Source organism: Streptomyces venezuelae (assembly GCF_008642375.1).
In the GTDB taxonomy this organism is placed as follows: domain Bacteria; phylum Actinomycetota; class Actinomycetes; order Streptomycetales; family Streptomycetaceae; genus Streptomyces; species Streptomyces venezuelae_G.
The window spans coordinates 8485347-8504624 of record NZ_CP029194.1; the positions used below are offsets into that span (position 1 = coordinate 8485347).

At 69.0% G+C, this 19278-nt stretch carries 17 protein-coding genes and 5 pseudogenes; 14 read left to right on the forward strand and 8 right to left on the reverse strand.

All coding sequences use genetic code 11. The features are described 5' to 3' along the window. Positions 1–327 precede the first annotated feature (327 nt). The gene (locus tag DEJ46_RS38510) at positions 328–915 is read left to right on the forward strand and encodes a 3'-5' exonuclease (RefSeq protein ID WP_150273845.1); all 588 of its coding nucleotides are present in this window, start codon (positions 328–330) and stop codon (positions 913–915) included. 358 nt (positions 916–1273) lie between these two features. Continuing rightward, positions 1274–1780 (forward strand): hypothetical protein, encoded by a 507-nt coding sequence (locus DEJ46_RS38515; RefSeq protein ID WP_150273846.1) that lies wholly within the window; start codon positions 1274–1276, stop codon positions 1778–1780. A 12-nt stretch (positions 1781–1792) separates the two neighbouring features. Here DEJ46_RS38515 and DEJ46_RS40375 read toward each other — a convergent pair. The 4 genes and pseudogenes from DEJ46_RS40375 to DEJ46_RS38535 all read right to left on the reverse strand — a co-directional run. Next, positions 1793–2085: pseudogene (locus tag DEJ46_RS40375) on the reverse strand (transposase); the annotation flags it as partial. Between the two features lie 229 nt (positions 2086–2314). Next, the gene (locus tag DEJ46_RS38525) at positions 2315–3934 is read right to left on the reverse strand and encodes a cation acetate symporter (protein ID WP_150273848.1); all 1620 of its coding nucleotides are present in this window, start codon (positions 3932–3934) and stop codon (positions 2315–2317) included. Continuing rightward, entirely contained in the window at positions 3931–4533 is a 603-nt protein-coding gene (locus DEJ46_RS38530) for a DUF485 domain-containing protein (protein WP_150273850.1), read from the reverse strand. Before DEJ46_RS38530 ends, DEJ46_RS38525 begins: the two co-directional genes overlap by 4 nt. Before the next feature lie 613 nt (positions 4534–5146). Beyond that, positions 5147–5950 (reverse strand): annotated as a pseudogene (locus tag DEJ46_RS38535) (IS5 family transposase). A 153-nt stretch (positions 5951–6103) separates the two neighbouring features. Here DEJ46_RS38535 and DEJ46_RS38540 point away from each other — a divergent pair. The 4 genes and pseudogenes from DEJ46_RS38540 to DEJ46_RS38560 form a co-directional block, all read left to right on the forward strand. Then, positions 6104–6359: pseudogene (locus DEJ46_RS38540) on the forward strand (transposase); the annotation flags it as partial. A gap of 861 nt (positions 6360–7220) precedes the next feature. Continuing rightward, entirely contained in the window at positions 7221–7412 is a 192-nt protein-coding gene (locus tag DEJ46_RS38550) for a hypothetical protein (protein WP_150273855.1), read from the forward strand. 25 nt (positions 7413–7437) lie between these two features. Continuing rightward, positions 7438–7680 carry a hypothetical protein gene (locus tag DEJ46_RS38555; RefSeq protein ID WP_150273857.1) on the forward strand — a complete coding sequence of 81 codons (243 nt, stop codon included), beginning with the start codon at positions 7438–7440 and terminating at the stop codon, positions 7678–7680. A 365-nt stretch (positions 7681–8045) separates the two neighbouring features. Then, positions 8046–8234, forward strand: coding sequence for a hypothetical protein (locus DEJ46_RS38560; protein WP_150273858.1), 189 nt, complete (start codon positions 8046–8048; stop codon positions 8232–8234). 810 nt (positions 8235–9044) lie between these two features. Here DEJ46_RS38560 and DEJ46_RS38565 read toward each other — a convergent pair. Further along, entirely contained in the window at positions 9045–9344 is a 300-nt protein-coding gene (locus DEJ46_RS38565; RefSeq protein ID WP_150273860.1) for a hypothetical protein, read from the reverse strand. Between the two features lie 593 nt (positions 9345–9937). On the opposite strand from DEJ46_RS38565, the gene DEJ46_RS38570 reads away from it, so the two are divergent. Further along, positions 9938–10225 (forward strand): hypothetical protein, encoded by a 288-nt coding sequence (locus DEJ46_RS38570; protein WP_150273862.1) that lies wholly within the window; start codon positions 9938–9940, stop codon positions 10223–10225. Positions 10226–10596: 371 nt separating this feature from the next. On the opposite strand, the gene DEJ46_RS38580 is transcribed toward DEJ46_RS38570, so the two are convergent. Beyond that, positions 10597–10938 carry a DUF5713 family protein gene (locus tag DEJ46_RS38580; RefSeq protein WP_150273864.1) on the reverse strand — a complete coding sequence of 114 codons (342 nt, stop codon included), beginning with the start codon at positions 10936–10938 and terminating at the stop codon, positions 10597–10599. Between the two features lie 652 nt (positions 10939–11590). Between DEJ46_RS38580 and DEJ46_RS38590 the strand changes: the two genes are divergently transcribed. The 3 genes from DEJ46_RS38590 to DEJ46_RS38600 all read left to right on the forward strand — a co-directional run bounded on the left by DEJ46_RS38590 (position 11591) and on the right by DEJ46_RS38600 (position 14141). After that, a complete protein-coding gene (locus tag DEJ46_RS38590; RefSeq protein ID WP_150273866.1) occupies positions 11591–11968 on the forward strand; it encodes a hypothetical protein in 378 nt (125 codons plus the stop codon). Positions 11969–12036: 68 nt separating this feature from the next. Next, the gene (locus tag DEJ46_RS38595; protein ID WP_150273868.1) at positions 12037–12618 is read left to right on the forward strand and encodes a carbonic anhydrase; all 582 of its coding nucleotides are present in this window, start codon (positions 12037–12039) and stop codon (positions 12616–12618) included. A 14-nt stretch (positions 12619–12632) separates the two neighbouring features. Next, positions 12633–14141, forward strand: a complete 1509-nt coding sequence (locus tag DEJ46_RS38600) for a SulP family inorganic anion transporter (RefSeq protein ID WP_150273870.1) — start codon at positions 12633–12635, stop codon at positions 14139–14141. Positions 14142–14485: 344 nt separating this feature from the next. Here the strand turns inward: DEJ46_RS38600 and DEJ46_RS38605 are convergent, their stop codons facing one another. Beyond that, positions 14486–15373, reverse strand: coding sequence for a PhzF family phenazine biosynthesis protein (locus DEJ46_RS38605; protein WP_150273872.1), 888 nt, complete (start codon positions 15371–15373; stop codon positions 14486–14488). Between the two features lie 213 nt (positions 15374–15586). Here DEJ46_RS38605 and DEJ46_RS40390 point away from each other — a divergent pair. From DEJ46_RS40390 to DEJ46_RS38620, 3 genes and pseudogenes are all read left to right on the forward strand, one after another. Continuing rightward, a pseudogene (locus tag DEJ46_RS40390) lies at positions 15587–15832 on the forward strand (hypothetical protein); the annotation flags it as partial. Next, positions 15804–16590: pseudogene (locus DEJ46_RS38615) on the forward strand (IS5 family transposase). The pseudogenes DEJ46_RS40390 and DEJ46_RS38615, both read left to right, overlap by 29 nt. Before the next feature lie 65 nt (positions 16591–16655). Further along, entirely contained in the window at positions 16656–17096 is a 441-nt protein-coding gene (locus DEJ46_RS38620) for a DUF6086 family protein (protein ID WP_150273874.1), read from the forward strand. A 71-nt stretch (positions 17097–17167) separates the two neighbouring features. On the opposite strand, the gene DEJ46_RS38625 is transcribed toward DEJ46_RS38620, so the two are convergent. Then, positions 17168–17425 (reverse strand): transposase, encoded by a 258-nt coding sequence (locus DEJ46_RS38625; RefSeq protein WP_150275173.1) that lies wholly within the window; start codon positions 17423–17425, stop codon positions 17168–17170. A 409-nt stretch (positions 17426–17834) separates the two neighbouring features. Between DEJ46_RS38625 and DEJ46_RS38630 the strand changes: the two genes are divergently transcribed. Further along, the gene (locus DEJ46_RS38630) at positions 17835–19097 is read left to right on the forward strand and encodes a PQQ-binding-like beta-propeller repeat protein (RefSeq protein WP_150273876.1); all 1263 of its coding nucleotides are present in this window, start codon (positions 17835–17837) and stop codon (positions 19095–19097) included. Positions 19098–19278 lie beyond the last annotated feature (181 nt).

Here is a 19278-nt window from a genome sequence, read left to right on the forward strand (position 1 = left end):
CGGCATGGACCGGCAGGTCCAGACGCCCGCACACCATTCCGCCTTCCACGGTGCGGAAGCCGGCAACCCAGCCCGTGGACGTGACCATCAGAAGAATCCCCGCCGGAACACCGAAGGACGGTCGCTTCCTCTCCTTCCTGCACCTCACCATGCCGCCATCCCCCGTCATCAGGTGCAGGGCGTCGAGGTCGTGTGGAGGCTTCCGGGAAGCACGCCGGCAAAGAGACGGAAGGCCCGTGCGCGCAAAGGCCGTTGATGTTGATGGAGGCAATGAGGCAGCCGGAAACTCAGGTGCCGCAACCGCCTCACATCCCTACCCTCGCCCCCATGCACCATAAATCCGCCCTGCTGAACATCATCGACGTGGAAGCCACCTGCTGGGACGGACAACCGCCCCCCGGGTCCGTCAACGAGATCATCGAGATCGGCCTCACCGTCGTGGACCTGCCGGCCCGCCGGCGCGTGTCCCGCCACCGCATCCTGGTCCGCCCGGCCCGGTCGACGGTGAGCGACTTCTGCACCGCACTGACCGGCCTGACCCAGGCAGAGGTGGACCAGGGTGTCACCTTCGCCGAGGCATGCCGGATTCTCTCCGACGAGTACGAGGCCGGGGTACGCCCTTGGGCCAGCTGGGGCGAGTACGACCGCCGGCAGTTCGCCCGGCAGTGCCAGGCCGACGGGGTCCCGTACCCCTTCGGGTACCCGACGGACCGCACCCACACCAATGCCAAGGCCGTGTTCGCTGATGCCCACGGGCTCCGCAAGAGGCCCGGCATGGCCTACGCCCTGCGCATCGCCGACCTGCCCCTCGAAGGCCGCCACCACAGCGGCGAGGACGACGCGTGGAACATCGCGGCACTCGTCCTCGACCTTGTGACCCGCGAGGCCTGGCCGATGACGGTCCCGCTCTCCTGAGAGTTGCGTCGCAGGAGGCTTTCCTCGGACGGGCGGACTACGTACACGTCGAGGGAAACCGGGCAGGGCAGGCCGCCCGTTCGAGGTAGCGGGGCGCTGCGCACGACGCAGAGCGGCGAACATCTCTTCCTTGGTTGCGCCAGGCGCCAAACTGGAGTCCGGCGCGGTCGGGATGATCGTGTCCCCATCGCGGATGCCAGGCGCGGTCGCGCGCCGCCGGAATCCACTCCACGACCTGGCGAATACACCGCACCTTAAAGAGTGTTTTGTCCCAGCAGGGCTGTTTGAGAAGTCGACGGTCGGTCGCCGCTCGGGGCTGCTTTGATTCGAGGAATGGCGCCTCTGGCAAGATGAGGTCATGTTCGATTTCGGCATCGCGGGCTACCAACCGGCATGGTTGGACAGCCGTGGTGGCGTCGTACAGGAACACGGGCATCGTCTGCGTGGTCTTGCTGGCCGCAATCTCACGCGAGTCTGGATGGTCTGGGACCTCAGGGATGACGAGTGGTTCTGCGACTGCCCGGTGCTGTTCGACTTCGATGGCCAGCAGGTCGAAATCAACCATCAGAAGCTGGGCGATCTATCCCTCACGTGGAACATGATCGACCCCACCCGTCCAGTCCGGTGGCCCGGCTTCGACCTCCAGTGGCGGCCCGAACCTCTTCCGGGGCTGCAGGCTCTGCGGGGGCTGCCGCTCATGGGGGCCGAACTGCTCGAATGGACAGGTGGGGACGCCGCTGAGGGAAACATCGACATCAGTTTCGCCTTCGAGACGGGTCGCGCGACCGTGTTCAACGCACTCGACGAGAATGGGGTGAGCTTCGCTCCTCCCGGTCCGATCCAGCGCCTCCACCCGTTCCATTGACGCACTCGGGGTTCAGGCGTAACGCCAGTTCGGCGTAGATTCCCTGGTCAGCCGGCGGCCTATCAGGTCGACCATCGCCAGCTCGATCATGGCTTCGGAACGGTGCGGTTGGGTTCGTAGTCGAGGGCGAGGCGGCGGTGGTGCATGAGTCAGCCGAACGTTCGCTCCACGACCCAGCGCCGCGGAATCACCTTGAAGCCCTTCTGACCGGGATCCCGGTGGACGACTTCGAGGTCGATGCCGAGGCGGGCGCCGTGGTCGATGGCCTTGGTGTGGTAACCGGTGTCTGCCCAGGCGTTGGTGAGTCATGGCGTCGCGAGCGGCCGACCGTTCCCCGGGGGTGGGCTCGGCATGGCCCCTGTGTGTGTATGCCGGTTTCGGCCCGGCTGCCGGCGTGGCGACGGCGGTCGTGCCGACCGCGAGGACCGCAGGTCCGTTACGCGCCGACGGCGCGTAACGGGCAGCAGAGGGAGTGGTGGAGGAGCGCCCGGCCTGGAAGTTCAGGCCGGGCGCCGTTTCGTCGGGACGTGCGCGTCAGGACGCGGAGGCGCTGTTCGCCGCGGGTGTGCCGGCCAGGATCGTCTCCTCCACCGCTTCGTACTGCATGCGCTGGTCGGCCGGGTCACGTTCGTTGAGCACCGTGCCGAGCCAGCCCGCGAGGAAGCCCAGCGGGGCCGAGAGGATGCCCGACGTGGTGAACGGGAACCAGTTGAAGTCCTGGTCCGGGAAGATCGCCTGGGGCGATCCCGACACCAGGTTGCTGCCGGTCATGAGGATGAACGCGGAGACGCTGCCGACGATGAGGGTGCAGAGCAGTCCCGTACGGGAGTAGCGCCGCCAGAAGAGGCTGTAGATGAGGGCCGGTGCGACCGCGGACGCGCCGATGCAGAACGACAGGGTGAGCAGTGCCTGAAGGTTCAGATGCCGTGCACCGGCGGCGATAGCGATCGCCACGAGCCCGACGCCCGCCGCGGCGGTCCGGGCGATGGCCATCTCTGTGGAGCCCTTCAGCTGCGCCTTGCGGCGCAGACCGTGCGTGATGAGGTCGTGCGCCAGGGTGTTGGCGCAGGCGAGGGTGATCCCGGCGACGGAGGCCAGCAGGGTGAGGAAGATGGCGGTCGCCACGGCCGTGAACAGCAGTGTCTCGACGGTCGTCTGGTCCGTGCCCATGACGGCCTGGCTGACCATGAGGAACGCTGTCTTGCCCTGCGGGTCGCCGGCGACGATCCCCTGGTGGCCGACGATCGCCGCCGCGCCGAATCCGATCACGGCGATCAGCAGACAGGTCACGACGACGGTGGACACGGCCCAGGACATCGAGCGCCGCACGGCTGCCGCGCTGCGCGCGGTGAACATGCGCATGGTGATCTGCGGCAGCACCGCGGCGCCGAGCACGACCGTCAACTGAGTGCTGATCATGTCGAGTTCGTTGCCGCCGAACTGCAGACCGGAGGCGAGATAGGAGTCTCCGGCCCCGCTGCCGTGCTTGGCGGCGTCCAGCAGGGAGGGCAGGCTGAAGTCGAAGCGGTTGAGGATGAGCGCGGCGATCGCGAGGGACGCGCCGAGCAGGGTGACGGTCTTGACGATCTGGATGAAGGCGGTGCCCTTCATGCCGCCGATCGCCGCGTACGCGATCATCAGCAGGCCCAGGAACACGATCGCCCCGGTCTTGAAGCCGTCGGCGTCGAAGCCGAGGACGACGGAGAGGAGATCGCCGGCGCCCGCGAGCTGGAAGATCACCAGCGGCAGCAGTGCGGTCAGGGTGACCGCTGCCGTGGTGATCCGCACGGCGGGGCCGGGCAGGCGCCGGGTGAAGACGTCGCCGATCGTGAACCGGCCGGCGTTACGCAGCGGTTCGGCGAGCAGGAACATCATCAGGACCAGCGAGAGCACGGTGCTGAGGGCGAGCGTGACGCCGTCGTAGCCGACGAGCGCGATGATGCCGATGGTGCCGAGCACGGTGCCGGCGGAGATGTAGTCGCCGGCGATCGCGAGGCCGCTCTGCACGGGGGAGAGCGAGCGGTAGCCGGTGTAGAAATCACCCAGGTCGTCACGATCGGGGCCGGTCATCACGCACAGCAGCAGCGTGACGGTGATGACCGCGATGAACGCCATCAGCGACATGGTCTGGGCCTCGGAGCTGAAGCTGGTCATGCGCGCGTACCTCCGGTGGGCTGCTGCCACACGGGACGTCCGGAGCGGCTCACGCGTTCTGGCCGGGGCTCGGCCGCCGCGGCTGCCTGCTCGGCGCGCTCCCGGATCGCCGCGGCGAGCGGGTCGACGTTCTTGCGCGCGATCCGCTCGTACAGCGCGATCGCAGCCAGCGCCACGGGCAGCTGGAGGAGCCCCAGGACCAGACCGGTGGTGAGACCACCGGTGATGGTGCTGGTCATCATCGAGGGGGCGTAGCCGGACAGGAAAAGGAAGATGACGAAGTAGCCGAGCGCGGTGAAGGTGGCGACACGGCGGAGCCTGCGGTAAGCCGATCCGAGCCGGTGCAGATCATCACGATCGCCGGTGGCGGCGGGCTGCTGCGGCTGCGGGGACGCGCTCCAGGGCTGCTGCGCGGAGTCCCAGCCCTGCGGCGAGGAGTCCCACGCTCGCGGGGGCGAGTCCCAGGCTGCCTGTGGATCGGTGTCCCAGGACGGCGATCCACCCTCCCAGGACTGCGACGCCGCCTCTTGGCGGTGCCGCCCGGCATTGTGGTGCTGGGGTACGGGCGGTGGGCCGGGGAAAGGCTGGTGGTACGACATCGATCTTGCTCCTTGCCGCCCCGGGGGACGGGCGGGTGGCGCTGGTGGTCCGCGTACGTTACTCATGGGTATAGCTCCTGCGTAAGGGGGTTTCCGACCGCTCGGTATGTCGGTTCGGTGACGATCCTGTGCGCGTGACGACGAAACCGGCGGAAACCCGTCGTGGATCTTTCCGCAGGTCACGGCTGAGTATCGGGCCCTGGCGCCGGGCAGACCGCTCGGGGCGAACGGTCCCGCGAGTACGCCGGGCGGGCCGACGATGTGGTCGCGTGGTTGCCCTCGGCCGCCCCGCCCCGCCCCGCCCCGCCCCGGCCCGGATCGGCCCGGCCTGCCGCCGACGGCAGGAACGCCTCCGCCCAGGTCTCGGCCCGCCTGCAGCACCGGCCGCCGCCCCGCGGCCTGATCGCGCCGCGCCTGGCGGTCGCGTCGGTCGGCCTTACGCTCCTGACCGGCGTCGAGGCCGGCGGCCCCTACGCCACCACCGGCTGCCCGGCATCCTCCTCATCGGCTTCGCTCTCGCCTTCATGCTGCTCTTCGCCACCGCGACCGGAGCCTCCCCGCAGGATTCCGGCGGGGCCTCGGCGTCCTCACGGTTTGGAAGGCCTAAGAGGTCCTAACAAAGGCGTTGGACGTGTCGGTGGGTGATGAGGCATGTGGCGAGGCCGAGGAAGGCTTCAGGGATGTCGTCGCGTCGTTCCCAGCGGACGCGTAGACGCCTGAAGCCATGCAGCCAGGCAGCCAGGCAGCCAGGCAATCGTGCGTTCGACGACCCAGCGGTGGACGCCGAGGCCGGAGCCGTGCGGGACGCCGCGTCGGGCGATCACCGGTTTGATGCCCCGGGCCCAGACCAGGCGGCGGTATTTGTCGTGGTCGTAGCCCCGGTCGGCCAGCAGCGTGTCTGGTCGTCGCCTGGGCCGGCCGACCAGGCCGACGGACGGGATCTTCGCGAGCAGGGGCATCAGCTGGGTGACATCGTTGCGGTTTCCGCCGGTCAGCGACACGGCGAGCGGGATGCCCTGCCCGTCGACGAGGACGTGGTGCTTGCTGCCCGGCCGTGCTCGGTCGACCGGGCTGGGACCGCTTTTGGGCCCCTGCGGGCGGCCCGGACGTGGCTGGAGTCGATCACCGCCCGGGACCAGTCCAACTGCTTGGCCGACCGCAGCTTCTTCAGCAGGACGGCGTGGAGTCGGTCCCACACTCCGGCCTCGTTCCACGCGGCAAGACGCCGCCAGCACGTCATGCCGGATCCGAAGCCGAGCTCCTGGGGCAGGTACTCCCACTGGATGCCGGTGTGCAGCACGAACAGGATCCCGCACAGAGCCTGCCGGTCAGGCACGCGCGGCCGTCCCGCCACCAGCTTCGGTGCTGGGACCGGCAGCAACGGCTCGATGAGCAGCCATAGTTCGTCCGAGACGATCCACGGCCGGGTGTTCCGCTTCGCCACGAACGGACCAACGAACAACCAAGCCGACAGTCACATGATCAATGGCTTCTGTTAGGACCTCTAACGCAATGCCGCGAAGCGGTCCTGGTAGCCGTGTCCGGTCGGTACGGCGGACGTTGTCCGGGAATGAGGTCTTCGCCCTGGATCGTGTCGGATGACCTGGGGGAGTGGATCGAGCTGCTGCTGCCGAAGAAGGAACGACGGTTCAGGTACCCAGGCCACAAGCCGCTCCCGGACCGGCAGGTGCTGTGCGGGATCCTCTTCGTCCTGCACACCGGCATCCAGTGGGAACACTCGCCTCAGGACCCCGGATTCGGTTCGGCTGACGTGCTGGAGGCGGTTGCGGGACTGTCACAAGGCCGGAGTCCGGCAGCGTCTTCGCGAAGAGGTGCCGGCCGAATGCACGGCGCGATTCGCCCGGCTGGGGCCAGAACCCGTTCTCGTGAGCAGAGTGACTCCGGGGCGTGATCTGCGCGACGGGCCTGGCCGGCGAGCCGGTCGACAAGGTCGCTGAGCGGATCGGGCCAGGTGGTGCGGACATCCACGTCGACGATCGGCAGGGAGACGACCGGTTCCCCGGGCATTCCGACGCTCTCCGGGCGCGGCGTCCCCTGCTTTCCGGTCAGGACGGCCCGCGGCCCGTCATGGACCGCCGACGGCCGGGGAGCGAGGCCGGCCCGGTCGGCCGATCGCACGGATGCTTGCCGGTGTGGCACCGGCCGGGTCCGCCGGTTCAGGACTCTGCGGCCTCTGCCTCCGACTGTGCTCAGGCAAGGGGCACTCGCTTCCACAGCAGGCCGAAGCCCCCCTGCCGTACATCTGACGCTTGATCATTCTGATCCGGTTGACGTGACCTTCGACGACGCCGGAGCTCCACGGCAGCGTGAGGCCGGCAGTGAATGTGGTGAGGTCCCGTTCGAGGCCGTGGACGAAGGTATGCAGGCTGGGAACGTTGCCGGCGCGGACCGCCTTGATCCATTGCGGGAGTTGGTCGCCGTGGAGCCGGCTGTCGGCAAACGCCACAGGGAGCAGGCACACCGAGGAAGCCATGCGGGGAAGGGCGGAGCGGTGGTTCGCGGAGCGGTACTACGCGCAGCAGTCGGGAAGGGAGTCGGCTGCCGGTGATGGCGCCGTTAGGCCCGTGGTTCCGCCCCAGGGCGAGTCCTCCAAGACCGACTGACTTGGTCCCCGGCGGCGGTCTGCTGCGCTAGCCTCGGGCTGTACCCGACTGCCGGAGGATCCGATGGCGCACCTGGTCTTCGAGGCCGAGCAGCGTGAGCTTCGCGAAGCCGCGCGCGCCGAGTTTCCCGGGAACCCTGCGCTTGCGTGCGTCCTCGAGAACCTCGCCGCCGAGGGCATCGACCTCAACGGGTGCCGGGTCCCGGCCGAGAGGGGCCTTCCCGAGCGGAGCAGCGAGGCCTCTGAAGTTGCCTGAGCACCCGCGCGGCCGGCGGCCGAGGATGGTGTTCATCGAGCCGGCCGAGACGCAGGCGGGTGCTCTGACGGTGGAGCAGGCCGCCCGCCTCGATGCGGCGCTCAGTGTGATCGCCGAGGCCCTGGCCGACGTGAAGCAGCACGCCACAGCGTCGGCGCTGCGGGACTACCGGCGCGACGGCATCCGCGTGATCTTCTACGCGACCGTGCTCGGGAGCATCCTGATCGTCACGTACGTCGAGGTCGACGACTCCGTCGAGAGCACCTGACTCGCTGCCGGTGGCCCACGTACGCGGGGCGGTGGACGTGACGACAAGCCCGGGGAGGTCCTTGTGACCGCTCAACCCGAGCATGCGAGCCCGGTCGGTTCTGCACCGCCCATGCGTACCTTGGCCGAACCTCGTGAGGCGCTGGCCGCGTACGGCTCCTGGTCACCGAAGGAGTTCGATGCCGAGCTCGGCGCGGTCGAACTCGATGACCTGACGGGCGTTGGGCGGCACCGTGGATCACTACTGATCCACCGCGCGGCAAGTGACACAGCAGCCGACCGACCGGCATCGGTCCCCGGGGCGCCGGGAGGCTTGACTCCGGCCGCATGGCGCGGTGCCATGAGTATGGATGGACGGGGGCGGGGATGAGCGACGAGGAACACGACACCGAGAGTCCGGGCGACGTTTCCCCACGGCGTCCGAGTTCCCCAGATTTCCCAGACAAGTTCTGGACCGTGCTGCTCGCGCTGATCGTGCTGGGGCTGATCCTTTACGGCCTCACGCGGGGCGAGGGCGGCGGAGGGCACCCCGACGGGTACACCGGTTGGCGTTGAGCAGATAAGTGCGGATTCCGTCGGGCCAATCAGAGGCTGCGGGTCACCCACACCGTGCCCCGGCAGCCCGCCACTCTTGAAATCGAGCACGTGTGCGGAGAGTTGTCGTCCCCGCAGCTGGAGAATTTGCAGTTCCTCCACCGGGTGCAGCTGCAAGACCTGGAGCGGATGGGCGGTGAATCAGCGCCGAACTGGGGTGCCTCCGCGAGCTCCCGGCCCGCCGACCCCTGCCCGACGAGCCGGGCCTCGTACTGTCGTACCTCCAAAAGGGCGGCGACGTGGTCCCGGACAGCGTGCACGTCGGCGACTGTCGCCTCGCCTCCGCCGCAGGCCGCCCACAAGGTCTTGGCGCTCTGGTGAGTGACGGCGCGGTGCAGGGTGCAAGCGCCGACTCAGGTGGCGCCGTGGACCGCGGCGCCGTCGACGGGATACGCAGCGGGGGGATGACGGCGCCGTCCCTGCACACCAGCCACATCGCCGACTACCCCGACTGCGCGTGATTCCCGCGCCGGCGCCGTCGGCTCTCAGCACCGTGGCGCAGCCGCGTGCACGAACATCCCTGGCAGCCGCCGCATGGCGTTCGCAATCGGGTTCGGTGACAGTACGGGGACAGAAGCCGATCAACCGCCCGGCATCACAAGACCAGCGGCAGACCCCGGCTATGTGCTCAGCCTCAGCGGCCTCGGCCGAGCAGGGTGCCGGGGCCACCCGATGGCGACAACCGGGAACGGCCGCGGTCCTCAAGGGCGCCGGATCGTGAGTAGGCCGCACCGTGTGGCACGCGCTGGAGCGCACGGTCCGCCATGCGGGTCACCCGTGGTCCTCCCACTCCGCTTGGCAGAACCGCGCCCCGCTGACCATGGTGTCGCCGGCTCGCGTGGCTCGTACATGCATGTTGAGGCCGGTCGGACCGGGATCTCGTCCACAGCCGAAGGCCACGCCCAGCCCGCTCTCCTCCAACTGCTCGATCAGGGACGCGTCCCCGGCCTGGACCGGCATGCCGATCAGCCGGATGCCCTCGAACTCCGCCTGCGACCCGGCGAGCCCGTCAACGGTGCCGGCGCCCAGGGTGGGGAGCCGGCCCTGACCGCAGGCATAGTGAGCGGTCACGCCGGCTTGGTCGAACCGGTCGTGGTGCAGGATCCACTCCCCGGTGCCTTCCCAGGGCGACCCGAAGGGACACCGGCCGAGACGGGCAGTTGGCTCCTCGTCCAACGCGCTCGACACCTGCTGCGGATTCATGCCGAACTGGAGGGGACCGACGCTCTGCAGCGGTGTCCAGTCCCAGCGCGGCCGATCTTGTTCGGCCCTCATAGGCCACGCCCCCGGGTTCGGCCGCTCAAGAGCCCCAGCCCATGCCGCTGCCCAATCCCTGTGAGACGTGGGCGATCGCCCCGTCCAGAGCCGATGCCGGGACGTGACGCCACCGAGTCGAGTCGAGACGAGCGGCTACGAGGAACTGCAAGGAGTGCTGGCCCTTCGGCGTGGCTCGAAGCGCCCACCTCCGCCGCCGCTACGCGGACCGGCCGATCGTGTCATCGAGATGATCTTCGCCTACGAAATTCTTGCCGGAGCCACTTTCACACGAGCGCTGACAGGGCCCGTCCGGCGGATCTTGAACCGATTGGGTGAAGGTGGCGCTGCATCCGATCGGAAGGGGGGCTCGTGCGGGACACTGCCTACTTCCTAGGTGAGGAGTGGCCGTGACGGAGAAGAAGCCGGGGTCGGAGAGCCCGGAGTTGAGGATCATGGACGCCTCGGATGTGACCGGGGACAGTGGTGGGAAGCCACCGGCTCAGGGGGTCGTGTCGGTGGTGTACGCCGACGGCCTCGGCAATCCGCCTACCCTGCTGCTGACCGGAGCGTCCGGGTATCCGGAGAGCCTGCTGCTGGTGGACGGGACGGGCACGCCCGTCGCGACGTACACGGCCGGCCCGGCCCCACTGACCCGCGGGGTCGACCTCAACGAGGTCGCCCACACCCTCAAATAGGGCCTCTGGGACCTGTCCGGCAGGAAGATCCCCCGGGCACGAAAAGGGGCGCTGCAGAAGGAGCCTCCCGCCGGCGTCGACACCGACCCCGACGGCGGGAACCGTGCCTACCCGCGCAGACGCGGCATCGGCTGCACCATCCCGGAGAAGGCCGACCAGGTGCGCGACCGCAAGATGCTCGGCTCTCACGGCGGCCGTCCGCCGAAGTTCGGCAGGGTCGATTATCAGGAGCGCCACACCGTGGAATGCGGCATCAACCGCCTCAAGCACCACCGCGCGGTCGCCACGAGATACGACAAGCTCGCTGTCCGCCACGAGGCGACCCTGATCGCAGCTCTCAACGAATGGCTCTGCCCGCCTCCGGCCGTCGCTCACCACTCCCGGGTGGCGATCAGCTCCTCGACATCGGCGTCCGTGAACCCGTATGCCGACGCGACAAACCAGAAGTCCTCAGCGATCACCTCGCGCGCAACCGTCTCGATCTCACTCCCGGCTGCCTCGAACTCCGCCTCCAGACGGTTGAATTCCTCCGTCGCGGCCTGAGTGAGCGCATACAGGGCCTCCAGATCCGACGGTTGCTCATCCTCCATCCGCTCGCACAGCCGCAACAGGATCGCCCTGCCCAGGTCGACGACGTGATCGGGGAAGTAGGAGTCCGCATACATCTGCCGCAGGAACGCGTGCCCTGCTACCTGCTGGTTTGTGATCGGCATGGCGCTTCCCGTCCCCGTAGAAGAACTGACGCGCCGATCATGCACGACATCACTGACAACGACGCCGCCCTGCACGCCAGACCGCTCGTGACCAGCACTTTCACAGCAGGCTCGACTGTAGGTGCTGTCTCTTGGATCCGTCCGTGAGATCGTCGTGCTCGTGATCGAGTCCTGGGCGATCGATGACGGCAGCCCTGTGCCTGTGTCGTCCGCGGTGGTGGTGGCGGCTCTTCGGTCGAGGGTCGACAGCGGCCGGCCAGAGGCGTGGCTGACCAGTTCGTCCGGGCGCTCGCCGGCTTCGGGCAGGACGACGAGCACCCGGATGAGGACACCGTCCCCATCTGTGAGGCGTTCAGGCTCATGGAGCAGATCGTTGATACGGGGTCCTGGCCGACGGACGCGCGCTGGGTGGTCGATCGCACAGGCCATGAAGAACGCGTGCCGGCGGCCTCCGACCTGACGGACGCCAGGGACGCGGACCGATGACGACGCTGCCGTTCGCGTCAACATCAGGCTGATTCCATTCGAAAACGCTCGTACGGCAAGGGTGTTGCAGGGTGCTGTCCACATGGGCGCATTACTCTTCATTGACTTGCCCTTGGGCTTGCTTTGGTAAATCCCGATGATGATGTGACGGGAGGGAAGAGTGTTCATGGTGCCGTTCGTGCGTACGTCGGTGGCCCTGCGCGCGACCCTCCTTCTCGTCCTTGCCCTGGTCTCTGGCACCTGCCTCCTGCCCACCCCTGTCGGGCCCGCCTCCCAGCCTCAGCAGCCCCGCGTCCAGCATGCCGCGTCGGTCGTGACGTACGAGTCCGTGCACGCCGGGGAAGGCGAGGCCGATGCCCCCAGGGGATCCGTCGGCCACCGTGACCGGCGGCGAGCTGTCACCGCGTCCGCGGGCCCTCCCGGTCCGCCGCCGCTCGTCAGCCGCGCCGCTCCGTTCACGGATCTGCCGGCCGGCGGCCCGGACACCCGGCCGAGACCGCTCGCCGCCCACGATTCCTCTGTCCTCCAGGTGTTCCTCTGCTGACAGGGCGGCACGCCCTTGCGCCGACCTGTCAGCCCGACGCGCCCCACGCGCGCCAGGAGGAATCATTCATGCAGCCCCTCATCGACAATGCCCGCCGATTCGGACAGCGCCCTGAGGAGTTCACCCCGCATGCCGCGGGCCAGTTTCCGGGCGTCCTGTTCGTCACCTGCTCCGACTCCAGGGTCGTACCCGCCCTGATCACCGGCGCCCGGCCCGGTCAGCTCTTCGAACTGCGCACGGCGGGCGGCATCGTGCCCCCGTACGGCACGGGCCACCCCAGCGGGGAGGCCGCCACGATCGAGTACGCCGTAGAGGTCCTCGGTGTCGAGGACGTCGTCGTCTGCGGTCACTCCCACTGCGGCGCGGTGGGCGCCCTCGTCCGCGGCGACGACCTGAGCGCCGTGCCCGCCGTACGGGACTGGCTCGCCCACGCCGCCCCCGACGGAGCCCCAGGACGCCCCGACGATCCGGCCGTCACCGACGCCGTCCACGGCCACGTCCTCGCCCAACTGCTCCGCCTGCGCTCCTATCCGTGCGTCGAACGGAGGCTGGCGGACGGCCTCCTCCGCGTGCACGGCTGGTACTACGAGGTGCACACCGGCGCCGTCCTGGAGTACCGCCCCGGGTCCGACGCCTTCGAGGCGCTCTGATGAAGGACGTCCGGATGCCGCGCTCCTTCCCTTTCCCACGGCAGGACTTCGCCGCCTCGCTCGTCGTCTTCCTCGTCGCCCTCCCGCTCTGTATCGGCGTAGCCGTCGCCTCCGGCGTCCCCGCCGAACTGGGCCTCATCACCGGCATCGTCGGCGGCATCGTCACCGGCCTGATGCGAGGCAGCAGCCTCCAGGTCTCCGGTCCGGCCGCCGGCCTCACCGTGCTCGTCCTCGAGGCGGTCCGCACGTTCGGGCTCCCCGTGCTCGGCGTCATCGTGCTGGCGGCCGGCCTGCTGCAGATCGCCATGGGCCTCCTTCGCTGGGGCCGCTGGTTCCGTGCGATCTCCCTCTCCGTCGTCGAGGGCATGCTCGCGGGCATCGGCCTGGTCATCATCGCCGGACAGCTCTACGCCGCGGCGGGCATCACCGCCCCCGAGTCCGGCCTCGACAAGCTCGCCGGCCTGCCGGGCGCCCTGGTCGACACCCTGGGCAGCAGCACGGCCCTCGTGTCGCTCGCCCTCGGCGCCGGCACCGTCCTCCTCATCGTCGGCTGGCGGCGGATGCCGCGCCGGGCCCGAGCGGTGCCCGGCGCCCTGGTCGCAGTCCTCCTGGCCGCCCTCGCGACCGCCGCCTTCGACCTTCCGGTGCAGACCGTGCGGGTGAGCGGCGTACTGGATGCCGTCCACCTGCCGGGAGCCGAATCCCTCTCCTCCCTCGCCGACCCGGCCCTCCTCGGTACGGTCATCGCGTTCGCCCTGATCGCCTCCGCCGAGTCGCTGTTCAGTGCGGCGGCGGTCGACCGGCTTCACACGGGAACGCGCACGGACTACGACAAGGAACTCGTCGCACAGGGCGCGGGCAACACCCTGTGCGGCCTGCTCGGCGCCCTGCCGCTCACCGCGGTCATCGTGCGCAGCTCGGCCAACGTCGAGGCGGGCGCCCGGACGAAGGCGTCCCGGGTCCTCCACGGTGTCTGGCTGCTGCTCTTCGTCGCTCTGCTGCCCGCCGTACTCGCGTACATCCCGCTGGCCGCACTGGCCGGGATCCTCGTGCATGCCGGCTGGAAGCTCATCCCGTTCAAGGGCGTCCTGACGCTCTGGCGCCGCCACCGGGGCGAGGCCCTCGTCCTCCTTTCGACGGCGTCGGCGATCGTCGTGGTCGGCATGTTCGAGGGGGTCCTGATCGGTCTCGTGCTGTCGGTCGCGAAGGCTGCCTGGGAGGCCTCTCACCTGCGGATCGAGCACAGTGACGACGGACGCGACGCGGTCCTCGTGCGGCTCCAGGGCACGGTCACCTTCCTGCGGCTGCCCCAGATACTCGACAGCCTGGAAGCCCTGCCCAGCAACCGCCGGGTGGTACTGGACCTCGCCGGGGTCCATCACCTCGACCACGCCTGCCGGGCGGCGCTGGAGTCGTGGGCCGAACGGCACAGCGGCGCCGACGCCGAGGCCGTCCGCGCCGACACGGCCGCGCCGGACCGGCATATGGGTGCCGCCGCGGGTTCGGTGAGAACCCGGAACTGAAACCGGAGGGCCTACGGGGGACGACGCGCGCCGCGTCGTCCCCCGTTCGCGTGGGGTCTGCGAGAGCCCTGGAGAAGGCGTCAGAGGTTCACGGAATGCGCCCCTCGTCGGCCGGATCCGGACAGAACCCGCCCGGTGGCACAAGGAGTCCACCTGGGGCGGTCGCTTCCCGCGGTGAGAGGCCGGCTTCTGCCGGGACGGTGATGATGTCGGCTGCCGGAGGCCGGACCCAGCAACCCCGTGACCACGCCTCGTTCCCGGCATGGCAGCCGCCAGGAACGAGGTGCTCGCATGGCGAGGCACGTAGTCAGCGAACTTGATCGGTGAGGGCCTGTCGGTGTGGATCAGGCCGGGATGCGGGTCCCTGCGCCGCCGACCCTGATCCGCCGGTCGCCCGCCCGCAGTTCCACCGTCAGGACGCCGGGGCGGCCCATGTCCTCTCCTTGGTGGAGGGTGAGGACCGTCGCCTCGGGCACGAGTCCGAGCTCACGGGCGTACGCGCCGAAGGCGGCGGCCGCCGCCCCTGTCGCCGGGTCCTCGACCACACCCCCCACCGGGAACGGGGCGCGGACGTGGAAGACCTCCGCAGAGGCGCGCCAGACCAACTCCAGCGTCACCAGGTCGAGCCGGTGCATGAGGGCCTCCAGGCGGGCGAAGTCGTACGCCAGGTGGGCCAGGCGCTCTCGGCTCGCGGCGGCAAGGACCAGATGGCGGGCACCCGCGAAGGCGATGCGGGGAGGCAGGGCGGGATCGAGGTCGCCGGCCGGCCAGTCGAGCGCGGCGAGTGCCTCTGCCAGGTCATCGGCCGCGACCTCCTCGACGTGCGGCTCGACGCTTGTGAGTGTGGCTCGCAAGACCCCGCCCTCCCGCGTCACGGTGACCGGCACGGTCCCGGCCCGCGTGGTGAACACCAGGTCTCCGGGGCCGATGCGCTCGCCGAGAGCCACGGCCGTCGCGACGGTGGCGTGACCGCAGAAGGGCACCTCCGCCTTGGGACTGAAGTAGCGGATGGTGAAAGCGCGCCCGGCGTCCGACACGCCGGATCCCGCTCCCTCGGACGGCGCGGTCAGGAACGCGCTCTCGCTGTATCCGACTTCGGCGGCGATCGCCAGCATCTCCTCGTCGCTGAGGCCCGTGGCGTCGAGAACGATTCCGGCGGGATTGCCTCCCTCGGGATCGTCGGAGAAGGCGGTGTAACGCAGGACGTCAGGGGTTTCCCGTACAGAGTTCATGCCGGGAGAACGACGCCGAGCTCCGAGGTAATTCCCCAGGTGGGGACTGTTTCTGAGCCCCGTGCCCGGACGCGACCTACACGCGGGCGCTGTTCAGACGGCGGTGCACCATCGAACATGTCGGACCGTCCACGACCATGTCGGACCGTCCACGACCATGATCGGCCGGACAGCCCCCAGGGCGTGTGTCGGAAGCGAATTAGGTTGGCTGACGTGCGTGAGCGGGGGCGGAGTTACCGATATGTCGGACCGATCGAGCTGAAGGCTGCGGTCCGGCCGGGTGACGGCGGGCGTCGGATTGGCTCGGCAGCTGACTCCTGTGACGGGATCGTGGAGCAATCGGCGGCGGAACTGGCCGAACCGTTCACTTTCGTCGTCGGCACAGACGGGGTGCTTCGGCCGGCGCCGCGGCGAAGCGAGCACGTGGCCTGTGCCGGCGGAGACAGGGTTCTGGGTGCTGTTTCGGCGGGTGGTGCCGCCGACGGTGGTGAAGCGTCCGCAGGGTGGGGGCAGGCGTCGGGCGGGTGACCGCGAGGTCCTGGCGGCGATCATCTGCGTGGCTGCCTCGGGCTGCACCTGGCGGCAGCCCCCACCGGTGTTCGGTCCGAGCCGGCAGTCGGTCTACCGGCGCTTCGCCCAATGGGGCCGAGCCCGCGTCTGGGGCCCGGCTCTACCGTGTCGTTCTCGACGAACTCGGTGCCCGCGGCAAGCTGGACTGGTCGCGGTGCGCTGTCGACTCCGTCAGCATCCGGTCCGCGAGGGGGGCCTCTGACAGGACCGAATCCGACCGACTCGGCAAGTCGGGCTCGAAGATCCACCTGATCACGGACCGGAACGGACTTCCTCTGTCACTAGGCATGTGGCGGTGCCAACATGCATGACGGCCAGGGCCCGAACCGCTCGCGCGGGGTATCCCGCCGATCTGTTCCCGGCGCGGACCGCGACGCCCGGCGACACTGCACGCGGACAACGGCTACGACTGCGACCACCTGGGCAGATGGCTTCGCAAGCGCGGCATCCGGCCCCGCATCGCCCGCTGAGGAACCGAATCCTCGCAGCGGCTCGGCCGTCACCGATGGGTAGTCGAGAGGACCGTGTCCTGGATGGCCGGCTGCCGTTGCCTCCACCGCCGATACGAACGCAAGCCCGAACACTTCCTGGCCTTCGTCGGCATAGCCACGGCCCTCATCTGCCACCGGCGTCCGGCCAAGACGTAACGCTGACGACGGCAACGATCCGGCTGGATACGCTGGTCTGTCATGACCAGCTGAAAGGTGCCGCGATGAGCCAGTACTTCGACATCGGCGACGAGACACTGTGGAACCCGTCCAATGGAGCTTCCCGTATGTTCCAGCGCCAGGTAGCGGTCTTCGAAGCGGAGCTGGAACTCCCCTCAGGCATCGGGCCGATGGAGAACGACGAATGCCAGATCATCCCCGACACCCTGGAAATCTTCGTCAACGCCCTTCTGGCGAAGCACCGAAGAACGAGCCACGCCATCTGGCTCGCGCTCTCCGAAGGCTTCACTGCCACAGTGCTCGTTCTTGCAGAACGCGCCGCGATCAAGGTGGACTGGGCACTGCACGGAGCCGCCCCGGAAGCACCACTCGAAGACGTGCAGGTTTCTACTGTCACTGGGCTGTCCGCCCCCGCGGAAGGCGCAGCCTGGGCTGCAGGCCTGCGAGAGAAGGCACGGGAGCTGGGACGGCGCATGCCCCGCTGACCAGAGCAGCCGCGTCCGACGAACCGATCGCAATCCCTCACTGCTGCAGCCCGCCATAAGAAACGACGTCCTCATCGCTCGCGTGTAGGCCGAGGCCCGTCGCGGCAGATGATCTCGGCACCGGGATGGTCGCGCAGCCAGGTTGCGAAGGTCTCGGAGGTGCGGCCGGGCAGGACGTCCACGACGGGGCTGGCCTTCGGGTCGACGAGGATGGTTCCGTAGGTGTGGCCCTTGCGGAAGGTGAACTCGTCGACACCGAGAACCCGCGGGGGACCGTTCCGGCACCGTCGGAGAGACCAGTAGCTCCAGCAGTCGAGTGCGTCCTGCAGCGAGGTGCATGCGACGGCACAGCCGTTCGCCCACCCGGCCCCCGAGCTCGACCGCGACCTGGCGGAGCCAGGTCTTCAACCCGAGAGTGGAGCGGCCTCCGCCACACGGCTTCTGACCTGGGAATTCACGGAACTCCGGTCAGAGCCGCATTCATGGAGCCTCTGCTGCCTGCTGGGGTGGCTGGGTGGCCCTGGCCGGCGGCTGAGCTCAGCCGTTTCGCCGTGCCTCCCTTGCTCGGCCCCGGACGTGGTGCGCCGGTGGCGTGGAGAGTCGACTGCGAGTCGAGTCTGCGCGGCCTCAGGCCATGGGGTCGCACCTGGTTGGGCGCCTCCTTTCGCGATGGCCGTGCAGACGTCCTGACCCAAACTCACTACTCTGCAGGCAAGTTGAGGGAATGAGGGGGAACTGATGCGTCTGCGGTACAACAGTCGCGTTGCCGCGGCAGGCTGTACGGCTCTGGGTCTTGTCGTCTTACTGGGCTGCTCGAAACCGGGCGGCGAACCTGAGCCTCGCGGTACTGGTCAGGCCTCGGTGTCCATACCGCCGAAGGCGGTCGAGAGCACCCCCTCGCGCATACCGCTGCGCAGCCACGATCCGGTGAGCGCCTTCGGTGAGCGGGAAGTACGTCTACCGGGTTGGGCGGTCGCGCTGGACGCGGGTACCGCGTGGGTCTCGGCCTGGGACGGGCTGATCGCCGTCGATGTCGCCTCAGGAAAGGAGACGGTCTCCCGGCCGGAAGGGACGCGCGCCCGCACGCAGCCGAAGCTGGGCCCCCCGGTCGTCGCCGATGTCAGCGGCCGTCGTCTGGTGATGACGGCCACGGCCATCGAGATACCGGGTACCGGAACCCAGCGCACAAGATTCGCCATCGAATTGGTCGCGGCGGACGCGGTGACGAAGGCAAAGGCCTGGAACATCGAGATTCCGGCGCAGAGGGGATTCGAGGCCGGGGTGGACCTGCGGGTGATCGCCGTGGACCGCAACATCGCGGTCATCATGTACGGCAGCAATCTGTGGTCCGTCGATCTCACAACCCGCGCGACGCTGTGGGCCAAGCAGAACGCCCCCAGCACCATTCTCGCGGTCGCAGACGGAGTGATTGCGACCGTCCTGTCGACGCAGTACCTGGAAGAGCAGATCGTCGGTCTGAGCGTGGCGAGCGGCCGGCAGGTATGGAGCAGCGATGCGGAGTCTGACCTGAAGTTCGTCGCCGCGGGCCCCCGGTATGTCCTGGCCACCAAGGGCCAGGATCTTTCGGCGAACCATACCCGCCTCCTGGAGGTGGCCACGGGACGCACTGTGGCCACACCCGATGTAGGTCCGGTCCCGGACACGTGCTCGCATGACGAGTCGGAGACCATCGTCTGCGGGAAGTACGAGTTCGGGCAGTTCGGAATGTTCGGCTTGGACGCAAGAACAGGCGCAAAGCTCTGGGAACTGCCGACGAGCGACCGTGACGCTCCTCGATTCCACGCGGCCTGGCATGGCGTCGTCTACGCGGGACTCAACGGGACTTCCCTGACACTGGACGCCCGTACCGGCCAGGACCGGCCCGGCGCGCCGTCGCAGATCCCCGATCTCCTCAACGGATTCGCCGGGGTCTTCATCGACACCGGCGGAACGGGCCGCGCGGACGAGACCACAGCCACCGCACGGGAGACCAGCGGCTGAGCCTGTACCGCCGGGGCAGTGAGTGTCCTGGCGGCGGCGCGCGGCGTTGGAGTTGTCCTGGAATTGCACCAGTACCCAAGGTCCTCGCCATCGCCTACGCCGGCGGGGTGATCGGCCCGTCGTTACGAGCCCGTCACCCTCAGTGCGCGGGTGTGGCTGACGTGAGCAGCGGGAGGTCAAA